Below are 16379 nucleotides of genomic sequence, written 5' to 3'. Positions count from 1 at the left end.
CATGTTCAATCTGTAACTTCCGCCTGCAAACGTAAATGGGACGTAAATGGGACATGTTCTGGTTAGATCAGTTCTGTTATGCAATCACAGCCCCCATCCGTATGTATACATATGACAGCACCATTCCCTTTAGTCCTTGGACAAGCGATCATACGGATACAAAAAAAAGAGAAACACTTCGCATTAAAAACGCTTTCATCCATGACAAATGAAAGGTTCGTTATGCAAAGGGCTTCTCATCATCTCTGCCCAGCTCTATAACTTCATATGGTTATACTACATCCAGCTTTTACATTTGACAAGATGATAATAATTCAGAATTATCGAATCATGGCTGAGATGGTGGGAGAATCCTCCTCTTTCTCTTGGGTGTCCACCATTTCTACATGTTCCCTACCCAAAGGATACGGAAACAGCTCCGTCCTGTCGCCTGCAGGAGCCCCCCATGCCAACTGCAATTGATCCTGCAGCAGCTCCAGTTGTCTGTCAACTTCCTCTTGACTCCATTCTAAATAATCCTTCATTATCTCGATTACAGGAGCGATTAACCTCTCGGCCCTTGGCCGGTCAAACAGCACCCAGCCCGTTCTTCTTAGCAGAAAATCAACAGCGGTTATTGTCATCTCATGTTCTATGGAGTACTGGATTTCTGCTCGCAGCACTCTAATTTCCATCGATTCCGACGCCTGCGAAGCAGCATGAATCCGATGAAGCAGCTCTTTTGTATTAGAGCCGTATCGGGTCATCAAGCCCAGCATGAGCTCCGACGGGATGCCAAGCGATTTCCCCTGCTTAACCAGCATTTCTCGCAATTCCTCATAAGTAAGACCATTCAGCTCTCCGCCGCTTATCGGTACCCGGTCTGTTGTACAAGGAGGATAGATGGTGCCATCTGCCTCTTGAAGCTGTCTGGCAGCCAGGTTCACAACCTTCTCGGCCATTTTCCGAAATCCGGTCAGCTTTCCGCCTGCAATGGTAATCAATCCAGAATCGGATACAACCATTTCGTCCTTTCCGGATATCTCCGAGGGCCCCTTCCCTTCCTCGCGCACGAGAGGACGAAGTCCAGACCAGCCCGCTTCGATATCGCTTATCTTCAAATGGACATCCGGGAAAGCATGACGAACCGCATCAAGGAGATACCGCCGATCTTCAGCGGTAACGCCCGGCGTCTCCGTTGCACCTTCGTATACGGTATCGGTTGTTCCGATGTAGGTCTTGCCCTCCCTGGGAATAACGAATATCATTCGGCCACCGGGCACATCAAAATAAGCAGCTTGTCGTATCGGGAGCTTCGCATGATCCACCACCAGGTGAACGCCCTTGGTGAATAATAATGACCTGCCTTTCAGCGAATTGTCCTTCTGCCTGACCTGATCTGCCCATAGACCGGCTGCATTCACGATTTTTTTTGCGAATACCTCATAGGTTTCCCCGCTCCATTGATCCTCCACGTGAGCACCTACCACTCTTCCCCCGCGATAAATAAATGCGCATACTTTAGCGTAATTCGCGATCAGCGCTCCCCTGGCCCGTGCAGACTTCATCACTTCAACCGTTAGCCGTGCATCATCGGTGCGATATTCGTAATAATAACCGCAGCCTCGTAACCCCTCCTTACGAAGGAGCGGCTCCAGCGCTAGGGTTCCCTCGCGTCGGAACATGGTCACCCGCTCACTGCCCTTGACCCCCGCCAGCCAGTCATGCAGATACAATCCGATGGCTCTGGCCAAATAACCGTAGGTGCCTTTCTTATAAATAGGCATTAGCATCGGAATCGGCTCCACAAGATGCGGAGCGCTCCGGTGAAGCAGCGCCCGCTCGTAGCCTGCTTCACGTACCAAGCCAAGCTCTCCCTGCCGCAAATACCGGAGACCGGCATGGATCAGCTTCGTCGATCTGCTGCTTGTTCCCGAAGCCAAATCGCCCATCTCGACCAAGCCGACGGCCATCCCCCTGCAGCTGGCGTCCCAAGCAATTCCCGCACCCGTGATACCGCCGCCAATCACCAGCACATCCAGCTTGCTAGCCGACATGTCCTGCAAATATTGGGTCCGCATCCTAGCGGATAAGCTTGTGCCCACCTGACATTCCCCTCCCTGAATCTATTAAGAAAAACGTATAAATCTAAAAAAGAACCGCATCTGCTGAATGCATACTGAAATACAGTACGCATTGAAGCAAAAGGGTTCTCCATGATCTCTGCCCGTTTATGCAATAAATATGATTATTCATTATATGTTGCTTTTATGCTTATGTCTACATAGAACCTGTTATTAGAACTTTGCAGGTCTAATGTCATTTTTTTCGTAAAGCCGATGGAGCCATTCGCTTATATTTCTTGAAGGTCCGGCTGAAATAATAAATATCGTTGAATCCGGTAGCAGCCGCAATTTCCGATACCGTAAGCGGACTTTCGCGGAGCAGGTAATCCGCCCGGTTAAGCCTGGTTTCATTCACGTACTCCGTCACGGTCCGGCCGCTGATCTCCTTGAACAATCGGCTGAAATGAAATCGGCTGAGACCGGCCATGCCGGATAACAGCTCCACGGACAGATCGTCCCGGTAATGCTCTTCAATGTATTTGAATATCGGCGCAAACCGCTCCACATTTTTCATTCGCTCCACGTATTCGTCCTGTGTGAGAACCGTGGCGACATAACCTCGCAGCAGCAGCGTAAGCAGCCGGTACAGCTCCGATTTGATGGCCAGCTCATAGCCGAATTCCTGCCGTTCCAGCTCCTTGATAATGGATAGCATGGGTGCCAGCGCATCATCCCCGTTGATTCGGTTCTCGAAGATCAGACGGTTCTGGGTGATCGGTGTGATGAATTTCATCTCGGGCGCATCCAGGGAATGGCTCTGCAGCAGCGAGAAATCAGCGATTAACGCATAATAAAACAAATGTTCCGACTGGCTGAGCCCGTAATGCAGTTCATTCCGGTTAATGACGATCATATCGCCTTCCTTGGCGGTGAAGGTGGACGATCCGCATTCCAGCGTCGCTTCCCCCGAAACAAAATACAGAATTTCAAGATGCTCATGCCAATGATGGTTAAATAAAACCTGTCCCCGGCCATCAAACTCGCAACGATGAACCTTGATTGGAAACTGAGGATCCGGCATCGTCATCGGTTCTCGCAGTGTTTTGTCCAATGCTCTGATCTCCTTCCCGTAAGACAGCACAATTGTACAAACAAACAGCACGGTTTATCATGGTGTCTTCCTCTAAAAGGATTATAATACGAAAGTGTAATGCAGTAAATTCAGAGGAGTGAAATCATGAAATCTATTAATGTTGGCGTCATTGGCACTGGATCGATCTCTGCTATGCATTTGCAATCCTATCAAAAACATGCGAACGCGAATTTGCTCGCCGTGTGTGATTTAAATGAAGAAAGAGCACAGCGTGCAGCTGAAAAATACGGCGCTACCAAAGTCTATACAGACTATAACGAACTTCTGGCTGATCCCGATATCGATGCGGTCAGCATCTGTACCTGGAACAATACCCATGCCGAAATCAGCATCGCGGCACTGAATGCCGGCAAACACGTTCTGGTTGAGAAACCTCTCTGCCGTACGGTTGAGGAAGCGCTTCAAGTACAGGAAGCCGTGAAATCCTCGGGCAAGCTGCTTCAGGTCGGATTCGTAAGACGTTACGACCCTAACGCCCAGATGCTGCGTGAGTTTGCAGACAAGGGGGAATTCGGGGATATTTACTTCGCGAAGGCGTCCTCCATCCGTCGTCTCGGTAATCCGGGCGGCTGGTTCTCCGACATCGAACGTTCCGGCGGCGGCCCCCTTATCGATATCGGCGTGCATGTCATTGACCTGTGCTGGTATATGATGGGACGTCCAAAGCCAGTTGCCGTCAGCGCAAATACATACCGGAAACTGGGCAACCGCTCCAATGTTCGCAACCTGTCCTTCTACAAGGCAGCTGATTACGACGCGGAGAAGAATACGGTTGAAGATATGGCAAATGCGATGATCCGTTTTGAAAACGGTGCCTCTTTGCTGGTGGACGTGAGCTTCACCCTGCACTCCAAGGAAAACCTGCAATCCGTTAAGTTGTATGGAGACAAGGGCGGATTCGAGATTGATCCTGAGGTTTCCATCGTAACCGAGAAACACGATACCATCATCAATATCCAGCCGCAAACAGACAACAAAGGATTCGACTTCGATGCCGCTTTCCAAAGCGAAGTCAATCACTTCATTTCCTGTATCGAGAACGGCACGACACCGCTCAGCCCGGTTGAAGACGGCGTTGAGATCATGAAGATTCTGTGCGGTATCTATGAATCCGCTGAGAAAGGAGCTGAAGTTCTGCTATGAAACTTGGAGTGAGCTCATACAGCCTGTATCAGGCCATGAACAAAGGCGAGATGACCATTACCGATGTCATCGACTACGTTGCAGAGATCGGCGGAGAGCATATCGAGATCGTTCCGCTCGGCTTTAACCTGAAGGAAACGCCGGAGCTGATCGATACGATCAAATCCCATGCTGCATCCAAGGGACTTGAGATTTCCAATTATGCCATCGGCGCCAATTTTGCGGAATTGGATGACGCTGCCTATGAAGCGGAAATTGAAAGAGTTAAAGGCGAAGTGGACATAGCGGCGGCCCTTGGCGTTAAGCTGATGCGCCATGACGTTGCTTCTTCCAAGGACTTGTCCATTACTCATTTTCTGGAGGAACTCCCGCGTCTGGCCAATGCTTGCCGTATCATTGCCGATTACGCGGCAGAACGCGGCATCACCACCAGCGTGGAGAACCACGGATATTTCATACAGCAGAGCGACCGTGTAAAAACACTTGTCCAAACCGTAAATCATCCAAACTTTAAAACAACCCTGGATATCGGGAATTTCCTCTGTGCGGATGAGGTATCCACCGTGGCTGTAGCCAACAATATCGGCTTGGCCTCGATGGTTCACTTCAAGGACTTCTATTATCGCCCGGCCAAGCGTGTGCCTGGATCCGGCTGGTTCAACACCTCGAGCGGCAATTGGCTCCGGGGCGCGATTGTCGGCCAAGGCGATATCGATATGCCGGAAGTCGTTCGCATCGTGAAAGAATCCGGTTATGACGGCTACATCTCGATCGAATTCGAAGGATTGGAAGATTGCCGTACGGGAGCCAAATTTGGATTGGAATATGTCCGCAAAGCATGGAATGAAGTTTAATTCAGACGGACGATAGATGATATAAGGAGGATATAACGATGTCGAAGCCTATCATGCCTAACAAAATTGGCGTTATTGTGGACAGCTTTCGTGTTGGCGTAAGAGAAGGTCTTATCAAGGCTCGGGATGTTGGTGCCGATGGTGTTCAGATTTATGCCGTTCATGGCGAAATGGACCCAGCCAACCTGTCTGCTTCCGCTCGCAAAGAATTGAAGGATTATATCGAATCACTCGGACTTGAAATCTCCGCACTCGTGGGTGACCTTGGCGGACACGGCTTCCAGGACCCTGCTGAAAATGCGGCCAAGATCGAAAAATCCAAACGGATCATGGAGCTTGGTTTGGAGCTTGGAACGAATATTATCACAACCCATATCGGTATCGTTCCGCAGGACCACAACGGCCGCGTATACGAAACGATGCACAATGCCTGCGTGGAGCTCAGCACCTTCGCAAATTCCATGAACGCATTCTTTGCCATCGAGACGGGCCCCGAGCCTTCCGCCCACTTGAAGGCATTCCTCGACGGTTTGGGTTCCAACGGCGTATCGGTTAACTTCGACCCGGCAAATATGGTCATGGTTACAGGGGATGATCCGGTACAGGGCGTGTACAACCTGAAGGATTATATCGTCCATACGCATGCGAAGGACGGAATCAAGCTTGCCGACTATATCGATCCTCGCGATGTATACGGCGATTTCGGATACGAGGCGCCGCCGCTGGACCATGACTTAATCGCCGATATGGCAGAATCCGGCGAGAAGTTCCGTGAGGTTCCGCTCGGTGAAGGCGGCGTGAACTGGTCGGCATATCTGCAAGCCCTCAAAGACATTGGCTACACCGGATATCTGACGATCGAACGCGAAGTGAAAGCAAATCCGGAGGCTGACATCAAACTCGCCGTAGATTTTCTGAAGACGTTCAGAGCCTAACCGATTCATTACCATACAGAGTCTCGCTGCAACGGGTCTGGGCCTAATAAGAGCCTCACGCAGCGGGCTCCATATGAAAAGCAGGCAGATCAAGGATATTTCCCGATCTGCCTGCTTTTTTTATTCATGCCATGTTGATGAACTTAGTTAAGATACGGTCTGCTTCCCAGGCAATGTCTCCAAGGAGCCGTTCGCATTCGCGGAACGGATCTCGGCCTCGATAATTTCCAGTGATCCGGCAGCGCTTTCCGGTGTGCATACCGTTACGGGTGTCCCTTGTGCAACATGCTCAAGGAAATACTGGAGTTCGCGATAGTAACCGGAATCACCGGACAGCTCAGCCGTAAAGCCCGGAGCATCTTCAGGATAAACCTTCAATTCATTATTCTGGAACACAAGCGTAGCCTGCTCCAGATTCACCCGGTATCCCATATGGAATCCGTGTTCACCGCTCAGTGTCCAGTCCGCATGGGCGTTAATCACCTTACCATCCGGATAGCTGTAATGAGTGGACACGATATCGTACAGGCTGCCTTCAATGATGGTTTTGGCGAATGTGGATACCCGTTCCGGCTTGCCCATCAGCCAGTGGATCATATCCACGTCATGGACATGCATGTCGGTGATGCAGCCTCCGCTTTTGTCCCCTTCCAGAAACCAGCCCTTCGGCGGTTCGGAGCCGCGGAAGAACTCCCCTGCTACGATGCTTCCGTATCGTCCGTCCTCCACGCAGGCTTTTAAATATTCATAAGCGGGCCAGAAACGCAGGCATTGTCCGATCATCAACGTTTTGCCTGTACGCTCTGCTGTTTTCACCATGCGCCAGGCTTCTTCTGCACTGCCTGCCATCGGCTTCTCACACATGACGTGAATCCCCTTCTCCAGCAGCATGCAGGTCATATCCGCATGTAAATAAGTCGGCAGACATACGTCCACGATATCAAGCTCTTCATTCTCCAGCATGCTGTCTACATGATCGTAGAGATGATAGGGCTCCAGATCATATACATCACGCTCAGTGGCCATATTGCCATTGGCTTTGCTGTCTTTCAGCTCATCGATACGCAGATCGCAGATGGCAACCAGCTTAATGTCGGCACCTTCTTCCATGAGACGGACATAATTGTCGAAATGCATGCGTCCCATGAAACCAAAACCCAATATTCCGATTTTCAGCATCCTATATTCCCTCCGTATCCCTTATTATGATTGGCCTTGACGCTGGCGCGCGTCAGGCTGGCGCAATGACGGTGTACGTCCGAGAATTGCATCCATTGCATTGGATGTATTAAAAATGATCTGCTCCGAATAGTGGGTATAGGCCGGGATCATCTCTGCCGTAACATAGTTGTCATAGCCGATTAAACGCAGCGCTTCCACCACGGCCGGGTAATCAACGTCTCCTGCCAGCAAATCAACAAAGCCGTGCAGCCCGCCAGCTTGCCTGCGGTAGTCCTTGAAATGGACTTTTTTGATCCGCTGACCCAGAATCCGAATCCACTGCTCGGGATAACCGATATGAACAACATTCCCTACGTCAAAATAGGAGCCGACATAATCGGAACCGATCTCGTCAATGAAATTCCGCAATTCCAGCGGCGACAGCAGAAATTTGTTCCACACATTCTCAAGCGCGATGGCAACACCGGCACTCTCTGCAAACGGCACCAGCTTACGAATGGATTCTTGAGCGCGATCGTATGCATATTCGTAATCAATCACGGAGGAGCCAGGGATGAAATCGACGCCGACCGCGCCGGGGATAACCAAAATGGCGTCCACACCGAATGCGGCAGCCAGTTCCAGCTGCTTCTTGCAAACATCCATCGCTTTTTCACGGACAGCCGGGTCTTCGCTTGTCATTGGATAATCCCAATAAAGGCCTGTTGCCAGTCCTGCAATTTCCAGGTCCGCGTCTTTCAGCTGTGCAGCGATGTTCTGCACTTCCTTATCACCGGCTTGGAGCCCAAGCTCGCCCGTTTGGTTTAATGACAATTCGATTCCGTCAAACCCAGCTTCTTTTGCCAATCGGATGCAGTCGGAGATGGCCGCATCCCCTTGGAATGACCAAATGTTAATCCCTTTCTTCATGACGAATCCCTCCTCAAATCAATAGGTTGATTGATGCAGCTTCCGCTTTCACATGGAAGTCTTTAAAAATAAATTGAAAGATTCATGTAACGCAACATTTGACTTTTTCCGTCAAGTTGTAAATAAACCATCAGGATGTAATAATACTTATATAATAAATAAATATTCCATCAAATGATTTAGATAGAAAAGTGATTATTTGGACAATTCCGTTCTCTTCAAAAATTTTATTTCATCCCTTTCTGGAGTGATTTATCTATGAACGATACAAACTCGGATTACCCGATAAAGCGTGAAGCGTCCTTCCGGGAATGGTCGCCCAGCATTCATTATGCTCAATTCCAACGCATGGCGACGGGGGCTCTCCCGAGGCGAAGATTGTACGATTTCGAGCTGCTCTACGTATGCCATGGCGCAGCCGCCACAACGATGAACGGGAATCGGTATGTCATCGAAGCCGGGCAGCTCATTTTCCTGCCCTCCGGTGTTTACCATCAGAATGAGGTGATATCTGAGCCTGATGCGCGATTTTTGGGAATTCATTTTGATTTCTTTGATGAACTGGACATTCAGACCGAAGCGGACATGATTGTGAACGAATCCGTGCTGGCTCCGGATAAATTTGCTCAAGAAGCGGTTTCATCCGCTTTCCTTCCGCTGTCCTCACGGACCATCTACACGCCTCCATTGCCTTGTGTTCAGATGATGGAACGCATCGTTGAAGAGTTCACCTACCGTCCTGCCGGATATGAACTCGCCTGCAAAGGACTGATGCTGGACGTGCTGGTTCAATTGTGTCGGACGCATCCTTTCCAGGCCCTGACGGAAACGTCACCGCATGATGCCAAACTGATTGATCTGATGAGCCAAATCGAAGAAACTCCAGCCAAAGACTGGAGCAATAAAATAATAGCCGAGCATTTAATGTTAAGTGCCGATCATACCGCGAAATTATTCAAACGATTTGCCGGAATGCCACCCAGTGAATTTGTGCAATCCGTTCGTCACCGGGAAGCAAGGCGGCTCCTCCGGGAATCCGATATTTCGATCGAGGCGGTTGGCGAAGGCGTCGGATACCCGGATATTCATTATTTCAGCCGGATTTTCCGCAGGTTAGAGGGGATCACCGCTACGGATTACCGTAAACTCTCAAGAATTCTGTAGGATGTGCAGGTCCTGGGCTGCACGGGATGAGTGTGCCCTAAGCCAAAGATCTATTCGATCAAGCGCTTCTGTCAGCCGAGCGGAGGAAGCGGCGTACGAGCAGCGGATAAAACCTTCGCCGCCAGCGCCGAACACATGACCCGGTACAACAGCGACTTTCGCTTCCCGAAGCAGCCGCTCTGCGAACTGCTGCGATCCAAGGCCGGTTTCTGCAATGCTGGGAAAGGCATAGAAAGCACCTTGCGGATCGCGGCAGGTCAGGCCGATATCGCTCAGACCCTGCACAAACATCCTTCTGCGTTCATCATAAGCCAGCTTCATGGCATCCCGATCCCCGAGTCCGTTCCGCAGACATTCGATAGCGGCAATCTGTCCCATGATGGGTGCGCATAGTGCAGTGTACTGATGAATCTTGACCATGGCGCTCACCAAGTCCCGATCTCCGCAGAGGTAGCCGACACGCCAGCCCGTCATCGCAAACGCTTTGGAGAAGCCGCTGATGACAATGGTGCGTTCCCGCATTCCAGGCAGTGAAGCGATGCTGGTATGTGTGCGGCCATAGGTAAGATCCGCGTACATCTCGTCGGAGATGACCACCAAATTGTGCGAAACGGCCAGGCGGGCAATCGGGAGCCAATCCTCATAAGTCATGACGGCACCTGTCGGATTGGTCGGAAAATTAACAACGATCGCTTTGGTCCGGGGTGTAATTACCTTCTGAAGTTCATCCGCGGTTAATTTGAAGCCCTCCTCTGCCGATAGCTCCAGTTCTACCACATTCCCCCCATTCAGCTGAACAAGCGGAGCATAGGCAATGTACCCGGGTACCGGAATGATGATTTCGTCTCCCGGCGAGATGAGCGCCCGCAGGGCAAGATCAATCGCTTCACTGCCGCCAACGGTGACCAGAACCTCTCGTGACGGTTCATATTCCAGCTGAAAGCCCTTGTGCAGGTATTCCGCGATTGCTTCTCTTAACTCCAGAAGACCCTCGTTTGGCGTATACATCGTACGCCCATGCTCCAAAGCGCGCTTGCAGGCTTCTATCGCACACTGAGGTGTCACAAAATCCGGCTCACCTACGCCCAGAGAAATGACATCATCGTCCGCTTCGGCCGCATTAAAAAACTGTCGAATTCCGGATGGGGGCATATCTTGCACAGTCGGCGATATAAAGCTGCTCGTTGTATTCATATCCTTCTACTCCTTGTTTTTCGCTTTTTCGTTCCGTTAATGAGAATTCAATAATGGCATCGAGCAAACTGCTGAACGAATATCCCGCTGCTTCCGCGCTTCTTGGCAGCAGACTGGTCCGCGTTAAACCCGGGAGGGTGTTAACCTCCAAAATATAAGGAATATTATCCTTCAGGATGATATCGATTCTGGCATACACACTGCACTTCAGTGCCTTGTAACATTGAATCGCCGCCGCATTCACTGCCTTCCGAAGTTCGGGGGGCAGCTCGATCACCTGCTCATCCGCTTCGCCTTCCACATATTTGGACGTGTAGTCAAAAAATTCGGAGTTCGGTTTAATCGACACAATCGGAAGCATTTCCCCGTTCAGGATCGGGCAAGTGATCTCCTCTCCATCGATGAATTGTTCAATCATCACGGCGCGATCCCATTGGAGCGCCTCCTCGACAGCGGATGCCAGCTCATCTTGGATACGGACAATCCGGGTGCCAATGCTGGACCCGCCTGCATTCGGCTTCACAACAACGGGGAAGCCCAGCCCTTCCACATCCGCGGCGGCCAGCTCCTGCATACTGCCCACCACGACCCAGTCTGCGGTAAACAAACCTTCGCAGCGCAGCAGCTTCTTGCTCAGATCTTTATCCATGCAGACACTGCTGGACAGGACATCGCTGCCGGTGTACGGTATCCCGAGAGAGTCCAGCGTGCCTTGCACCGTGCCGTCCTCCCCGTATTTGCCGTGCAGCGCGAGCAGGGCGATGTCGATGCCTTCGGTTTTGCTGATCAGCTCGCGTTTGTCATCAATCTCGATCGGGCAAACCTCGTAGCGGTTTTTATCCAGATGGGAGAGCATCTCCCTGCCGGTAGCCAGCGAAACCTCCCTTTCTGATGATACGCCTCCCATGATGACACCAACCTTCATGATGCTGTCCTCCTAAACTGTTATTCTTCCGATCTCTTTTTTGCCCTGCTAGTTGAGCAGCTTCCTCGCCGTTTCACCGATAATGCGGATCCCCTTCTCGATGTTCTCGTCCGAGACGCGGGAGAAGCCGAGGCGCATCGTGTGATGACCTCCGCCATCGGTATGGAAAATATCACCCGGCGTGAATACGACGCCCTGGGCGGAGCAGGCAGCAAGCAGCTCCCGCGTCCGGAAATCCGGACCAAATTCAACAAACAGATGAAGTCCACCGTCTCCTGACAAGCGCTCCATCGGAATCCATTCCTCACAGCAGCGGATCGCAAGCTCATATTTTCGCTTATACTCCGCCTTGGCCCTTTTTAAATATTTCTCGAAGTTGCCGTTGTACAGATATTGATAGAGCAGGGATTGATCCAGCGTCGACGTATGGATGCTGCGGGCACGCTTCACGCTTTCGAGATAATGAATCAGCGTCTTGTCGGCAAGCACCCAACCGACGCGCAGGCCAGGGAACAAAATTTTCGAGAAACTGCCCAAATAGATCACGCTGTTGTTCTCCCCGCCTGCACATGCAACGAGAGGGGCAATATGCGAGCCCGAATAACGCAGCTCCTCATTGAAACCATCTTCAATAACGGGAATCTGATACTCATTCAGCAATCGCAGAGCTTCAAGCCTCTTCTGGTGAGACATAACAATTCCTGTAGGATTATGATAGGAAGGCACAAGGTACGCCAGATCGTAAGGGCGCTTCGACAGCTCGCGTGCAAGCCCTGTCAGGCTGATGCCGTCCGGCTCCATCTCGACGCCGGTGATGTCGTACCCGTGCATTTTAAAATTTTTTATGGCTGTATGGTGGGTTGGATTCTCACACAGAATGCGTCCATGCCCCTGGTTCAAGGTCGATAAGACCAGGCTCAGCGCTTCTGTAAAACCGCTTGTGATAAGCAGATCCTTGCCCTGGATATTCACGCCCTTGTTCTCCATATAACGGAGAAGATAATCGATGAGCGGTTTATAACCCTTGGCATAACCGTAGTTAAGGAGAACCTCCCCTTCAAGCGACATCCGGTCCAGAAATGCACGCTTTACATTTTGCAGATCAAACAGCTTCTCATCGGGAGCGATGCTTGTAAAAGATATGGCGCCCTTCTCGGCGCGGATGCCATGCTTCATCAGATCATTCTCTTCCGCGAGCCGGGCGTAATCATTCAGATGCGGAGCCCAATCCAGCCGCTTGCCTTCTCGCTGTACAGATACCCCACTTACCGACGGGACAACGAAATGTCCCTGCCCTTTGACCGCGTAGATATAACCTTCGTCCTCCAAATCCGAGTAAGCGCTGAGCACCGTATTACGGCTAACCCGAAGTAAAACACTCAGCTCTCGCGTGGAGGGAAGCTTCTGATCCGCTTGCAGCGCACCGGTTGTCATCAAGCGCTTCATGTAATCCTTGACTTGAATATACGCCGGACGGTCATCCGCAAACTTGAAATCCAAATACATCGTATTACCCCCTTGCCTCTATGATGGCATAAATTCAGCTGCACCACTAGAACCACAGCAGACCTCTTTCGCCGAAGGCGTGGTTGGCCTTAATCGCCCATGAATCCCTCAACCACCTCTATGGGTTAAAAAAGGACTTTTACGTTGATAAGCAGAACTATATCATCTTCACTCGAATAAGGAGGCGATTGTTGCTTGTGAACCGATCTAAAATTATAATCAGTGATCCTCATTCCATGGTAGATGCTTCTATAAAGATATCTGCCGTTGGGATGCAGCCGCAAGAAACCGTAACATTCCATCTGATCAAAAAAATAAATGAGGAACGATATTTAGCCTCACAGGCGAGTTTTGTTGCAGACCCTGAAGGTAAAGTAGAGCTGGACCATCAAGCACCCATCCATGGCACATACTGCGGCGTGGATGGAATGGCCTTGTTTTGGTCCATGGAGCCTACCGTAAAGAATGCACTGACGCATGTTCTGGACGAAAAATATAATCAACCCGACACTCGTGATGAACTGTCGCCACAAACCTCGCTAATGCTGTTGGAAACTCATGATGAGATTGTGGCACATCAAGCTGTAACCCGCCATTGGACAAGCAATGATACTGTGAAGCAAACCGTGCGGGAAGCAGGTCTGATTGGGAACTTTTTTTATAACAAGGATTTGAAACCCAGACCCGGCATTATCGTTGTGGGCGGATCCGAGGGAGGAATGAACGAGAAAACTGCTGCCCTTCTGGCCTCGCACGGATTCTCGGTATTCGCGCTTGCCTATTTCGGCGTGGAGAATCTCCAAAAGCAGCTAAGGGATATACCACTTGAATACGTTGAATCGGCCATAAAATGGCTGCAGAAGCGATCTGAAGTTCGGGCAGGAGGATTCGGAATTCACGGTACGTCAAGGGGCAGTGAACTTGCTCTGTGGTCAGCCGCCTTGTTTCCTGAAATCACAGCCGTTGTCTCCTTGAACGGATCAGCCGTATCGTTCAGCGGAATTGTCCCATGGAGTAATGATCCAACGCTTCCACCTGCATGGACCTACCAAGGCCAGCCGCTCCCCTATCTGCAGCCAGATAATCCAGTCCAATTGGCGAATGAATGCAAAGAAATGTGGATTAGCCAAAAGGGAAATCCTTTCCGTAAATGGCACGACGGGTTGTCCGCTAACATCGAATGGCTGGAGAGGGCAACCATCCCTTTAGAAAAAATAAACGGCGAAGTCTTAATGATATCGGGATCAGCCGATGAAAGCTGGGATTCTGCTGCTCTATCGGAGCAAGGATTACGGAGAAAAACACAAAACGATCCAGCAGCGATATCCAAGCATCTAATCTATGATGGGGCAGGCCATTACATCGGCATACCTTACTTGCGTGCGATTTCCCCCGATCCGGGAACCAAGCAGCAACTTGCGGAAGCCAGTGTGGACTCGTGGAAAAAAACAATCGAATTCTTTAAGCAGAGGTTATGTACAAAAAACGAATGCCCCACATTCACCGTTAAACGGTGAATGTGGGGCATTTTCAATATATTCACACGGGTTTGGATGGAGCTGCACTTGCCCTCCCGTTTACTTCACAACCATATTCGCCTTGATCTCCTCATTCATCCACTGCCGCTTCGACAGCAGCCATTCCATATCCCTGGGGTAGCACTTAAAGGTGATCGGCTCCTCCAGCCCTTCCTCCAGCGACTGCATGACGGCTTCTCGACCGATCAGCGTCTCGAGCAGCTGAAGCGCTCTCAAATCCTGCAGTGCCTCCTGAAATACCTTCAGCCGAATGGATTCGATAGGCCCTTCTTCGCCAGGGTATACCACAAAAGCATCCCCGGAAGGAAAACCGCCGTCCGCATCCGTCACCTGGAATGGATCAATGGCGCGGCGCGAGTATTGCGAGTTCCAAAAGTTGTATCCCCAGTGCAGGAACCCCTCGATGTTGTACTTATACAGCTGAATGCCGAGAATCCGGTTTCTTGCCGACGGCAGATTGAAGAAGCGGTTCGATACCTCTTTGTACTGGGAACAGCAATAATAGGTCCACAATGGCGTTACTTGTTGGTCCAGAAAAGGCTCGATGTGGTTGCTGCCTGGAATCGGTCGCTTCACCAGTCCTTGCTCATAGAACGAAATATCGGATAAGGCATCAATAATTGGATAATCCGGCAGCAGTTCATTCATCAATCGGCTCGCATGACCATATGCCTCCAGATGGGAGACAGACGGCTCGTCGGATACATGGAAATAGCAGCGCTGTTTCAGTCCCCTGCTTTCGATCCAGCCGGTCAGCGCCGGAATGAATTGTCTGATGAAGGCATGGTACGAAGATCCCATCGCATCCGTATCCCACCCGAACAGCTTCTCGCTCTTGCCGTTCACGTTGCCCATAATCTTCGGCGCATGCCGGGCTCCCCATTGCGTGAAGAGATGCGAGAACTCCAGGTATTGAATCCCATGAGCATCGCATAAGTCCGCCCAGCGGTCGAGTTTATCGAATGCAAACGCATACGTTCCATCTTCGCTAACAGCCACATCAACCAGTTGTACCGTGGGGCGCTCCCCGCCCACTTCTGTATCCAGCGGAGGCGTAAACAAAGGCGTAAGGATCATATTGATCCCATGCCGGGCAGCTGTCCCCATAAATTGTCCCATCAAGACCCAGTGACGCTCACTAAAAATCTCGACACCGTAATAGGCAGCCAGACAATCGGCATGAAACCATTCTGTATGAATCAGCGTTTGGGCAGGTAATGATGCCGGAATGACTTCCAGTGTGAAGACCTCTTCACCAAGCGACTCCCCCGAATCGGCTTCAAAGCGGATTCCTATTTCATATGTACCGCCCTTTACCTCATCCTCAGGCTGCACCGTAATCCATAGACTTCTCCACTGGTTCGGGTATCCTGTCACAACAGATTCTGCGGTCAAGGGCAGCAGCGGGTCCGGATACAGGCCCGACGTGGATCTTAAGACAAATTCGTCATGATCATGGTACGCTGGCAGCTCTGATGGAACCAGACCAACGGAACGGACGATAATGTGCGGGCTTATCTCCGACTGAAGCATGACACGGATGTTTTTCAACAAGCGATTGGAACGGTAAGCGACCTGAAACGAAAACGTCTCATTACAAAATGCGGACCCGTTGTTATACGAACCTTGCAACAGTTCTTCATCGGCAAACACTTTGGACAAGGAGCTCAGAAGCCGGGTCTGGAACGTTACGGATTGGCTCATGCGCGATACATCCTCTCTACTGTGGAGTAAGGTCTGGTCTCACATACATCTTACACTAATCTGGAGGGAGCGGAAGGTGAACGAATCTTTTTTTGGAAAAATATGATTCGGTTTCGTAATCAGCCTA

Annotated in this window: 13 protein-coding genes; 5 read left to right on the top strand and 8 right to left on the bottom strand. The window is 50.7% G+C overall.

The window, feature by feature from the left end:
- Positions 1-320: 320 nt before the first annotated feature.
- Positions 321-2084, bottom strand: a complete 1764-nt coding sequence (locus tag WDY75_RS09545) for a glycerol-3-phosphate dehydrogenase/oxidase (RefSeq protein ID WP_063480243.1) — start codon at positions 2082-2084, stop codon at positions 321-323.
- Between the two features lie 214 nt (positions 2085-2298).
- Positions 2299-3156, bottom strand: coding sequence for a helix-turn-helix domain-containing protein (locus WDY75_RS09540; RefSeq protein ID WP_036641530.1), 858 nt, complete (start codon positions 3154-3156; stop codon positions 2299-2301).
- Between the two features lie 126 nt (positions 3157-3282).
- Between WDY75_RS09540 and WDY75_RS09535 the strand changes: the two genes are divergently transcribed.
- The 3 genes from WDY75_RS09535 to WDY75_RS09525 are packed head-to-tail and all read left to right on the top strand — an operon-like array spanning position 3283 to position 6130.
- Positions 3283-4341, top strand: a complete 1059-nt coding sequence (locus tag WDY75_RS09535) for a Gfo/Idh/MocA family protein (RefSeq protein ID WP_006211761.1) — start codon at positions 3283-3285, stop codon at positions 4339-4341.
- Positions 4338-5195 (top strand): sugar phosphate isomerase/epimerase family protein, encoded by an 858-nt coding sequence (locus WDY75_RS09530; protein WP_006211762.1) that lies wholly within the window; start codon positions 4338-4340, stop codon positions 5193-5195. Before WDY75_RS09535 ends, WDY75_RS09530 begins: the two co-directional genes overlap by 4 nt.
- 38 nt (positions 5196-5233) lie before the next feature.
- A complete protein-coding gene (locus tag WDY75_RS09525) occupies positions 5234-6130 on the top strand; it encodes a sugar phosphate isomerase/epimerase family protein (RefSeq protein WP_006211763.1) in 897 nt (298 codons plus the stop codon).
- Positions 6131-6277: 147 nt separating this feature from the next.
- On the opposite strand, the gene WDY75_RS09520 is transcribed toward WDY75_RS09525, so the two are convergent.
- Positions 6278-7309 (bottom strand): Gfo/Idh/MocA family protein, encoded by a 1032-nt coding sequence (locus WDY75_RS09520; protein ID WP_036641528.1) that lies wholly within the window; start codon positions 7307-7309, stop codon positions 6278-6280.
- A gap of 24 nt (positions 7310-7333) precedes the next feature.
- The gene (locus WDY75_RS09515) at positions 7334-8221 is read right to left on the bottom strand and encodes a sugar phosphate isomerase/epimerase family protein (RefSeq protein ID WP_063480244.1); all 888 of its coding nucleotides are present in this window, start codon (positions 8219-8221) and stop codon (positions 7334-7336) included.
- A gap of 258 nt (positions 8222-8479) precedes the next feature.
- Between WDY75_RS09515 and WDY75_RS09510 the strand changes: the two genes are divergently transcribed.
- Complete coding sequence (locus WDY75_RS09510; protein ID WP_063480245.1) at positions 8480-9385, top strand: helix-turn-helix transcriptional regulator; 906 nt, start codon at positions 8480-8482, stop codon at positions 9383-9385.
- On the opposite strand, the gene WDY75_RS09505 is transcribed toward WDY75_RS09510, so the two are convergent.
- Genes WDY75_RS09505 through WDY75_RS09495 form a run of 3 tightly spaced genes read right to left on the bottom strand, consistent with a single transcriptional unit; the run spans position 9371 to position 13010 of the window.
- Positions 9371-10579, bottom strand: a complete 1209-nt coding sequence (locus WDY75_RS09505) for an aminotransferase class I/II-fold pyridoxal phosphate-dependent enzyme (protein WP_063480246.1) — start codon at positions 10577-10579, stop codon at positions 9371-9373. The two genes, WDY75_RS09510 and WDY75_RS09505, sit on opposite strands and share 15 nt — an antisense overlap.
- Positions 10506-11504 carry a D-alanine--D-alanine ligase gene (locus WDY75_RS09500; RefSeq protein WP_063480247.1) on the bottom strand — a complete coding sequence of 333 codons (999 nt, stop codon included), beginning with the start codon at positions 11502-11504 and terminating at the stop codon, positions 10506-10508. Before WDY75_RS09500 ends, WDY75_RS09505 begins: the two co-directional genes overlap by 74 nt.
- Positions 11505-11552: 48 nt before the next feature.
- The gene (locus tag WDY75_RS09495) at positions 11553-13010 is read right to left on the bottom strand and encodes a PLP-dependent aminotransferase family protein (RefSeq protein WP_063480248.1); all 1458 of its coding nucleotides are present in this window, start codon (positions 13008-13010) and stop codon (positions 11553-11555) included.
- A 197-nt stretch (positions 13011-13207) separates the two neighbouring features.
- On the opposite strand from WDY75_RS09495, the gene WDY75_RS09490 reads away from it, so the two are divergent.
- Positions 13208-14527, top strand: a complete 1320-nt coding sequence (locus tag WDY75_RS09490) for an acyl-CoA thioesterase/bile acid-CoA:amino acid N-acyltransferase family protein (protein ID WP_231888227.1) — start codon at positions 13208-13210, stop codon at positions 14525-14527.
- 60 nt (positions 14528-14587) lie between these two features.
- Here WDY75_RS09490 and WDY75_RS09485 read toward each other — a convergent pair whose 3' ends face one another.
- The gene (locus tag WDY75_RS09485) at positions 14588-16252 is read right to left on the bottom strand and encodes a DUF4091 domain-containing protein (protein WP_063480250.1); all 1665 of its coding nucleotides are present in this window, start codon (positions 16250-16252) and stop codon (positions 14588-14590) included.
- Between the last annotated feature and the right edge of the window lie 127 nt (positions 16253-16379).

This window comes from Paenibacillus glucanolyticus (assembly GCF_037333485.1).
GTDB lineage: Bacteria > Bacillota > Bacilli > Paenibacillales > Paenibacillaceae > Paenibacillus_AQ > Paenibacillus_AQ glucanolyticus.
The sequence above is the reverse complement of the archived record's forward strand: the minus strand, read 5'-3'. Positions and strand labels throughout refer to the sequence as shown.

Coding starts and splice junctions, on each gene's coding strand:
- WDY75_RS09535 (WP_006211761.1), top strand. CDS start 3,283: ATGAAATCTATTAATGTTGGCGTCATTGGCACTGGATCGATCTCTGCT.
- WDY75_RS09530 (WP_006211762.1), top strand. CDS start 4,338: ATGAAACTTGGAGTGAGCTCATACAGCCTGTATCAGGCCATGAACAAA.
- WDY75_RS09525 (WP_006211763.1), top strand. CDS start 5,234: ATGTCGAAGCCTATCATGCCTAACAAAATTGGCGTTATTGTGGACAGC.
- WDY75_RS09520 (WP_036641528.1), bottom strand. CDS start 7,309: ATGCTGAAAATCGGAATATTGGGTTTTGGTTTCATGGGACGCATGCAT.
- WDY75_RS09515 (WP_063480244.1), bottom strand. CDS start 8,221: ATGAAGAAAGGGATTAACATTTGGTCATTCCAAGGGGATGCGGCCATC.
- WDY75_RS09510 (WP_063480245.1), top strand. CDS start 8,480: ATGAACGATACAAACTCGGATTACCCGATAAAGCGTGAAGCGTCCTTC.
- WDY75_RS09505 (WP_063480246.1), bottom strand. CDS start 10,579: ATGAATACAACGAGCAGCTTTATATCGCCGACTGTGCAAGATATGCCC.
- WDY75_RS09500 (WP_063480247.1), bottom strand. CDS start 11,504: ATGAAGGTTGGTGTCATCATGGGAGGCGTATCATCAGAAAGGGAGGTT.
- WDY75_RS09495 (WP_063480248.1), bottom strand. CDS start 13,010: ATGTATTTGGATTTCAAGTTTGCGGATGACCGTCCGGCGTATATTCAA.
- WDY75_RS09485 (WP_063480250.1), bottom strand. CDS start 16,252: ATGAGCCAATCCGTAACGTTCCAGACCCGGCTTCTGAGCTCCTTGTCC.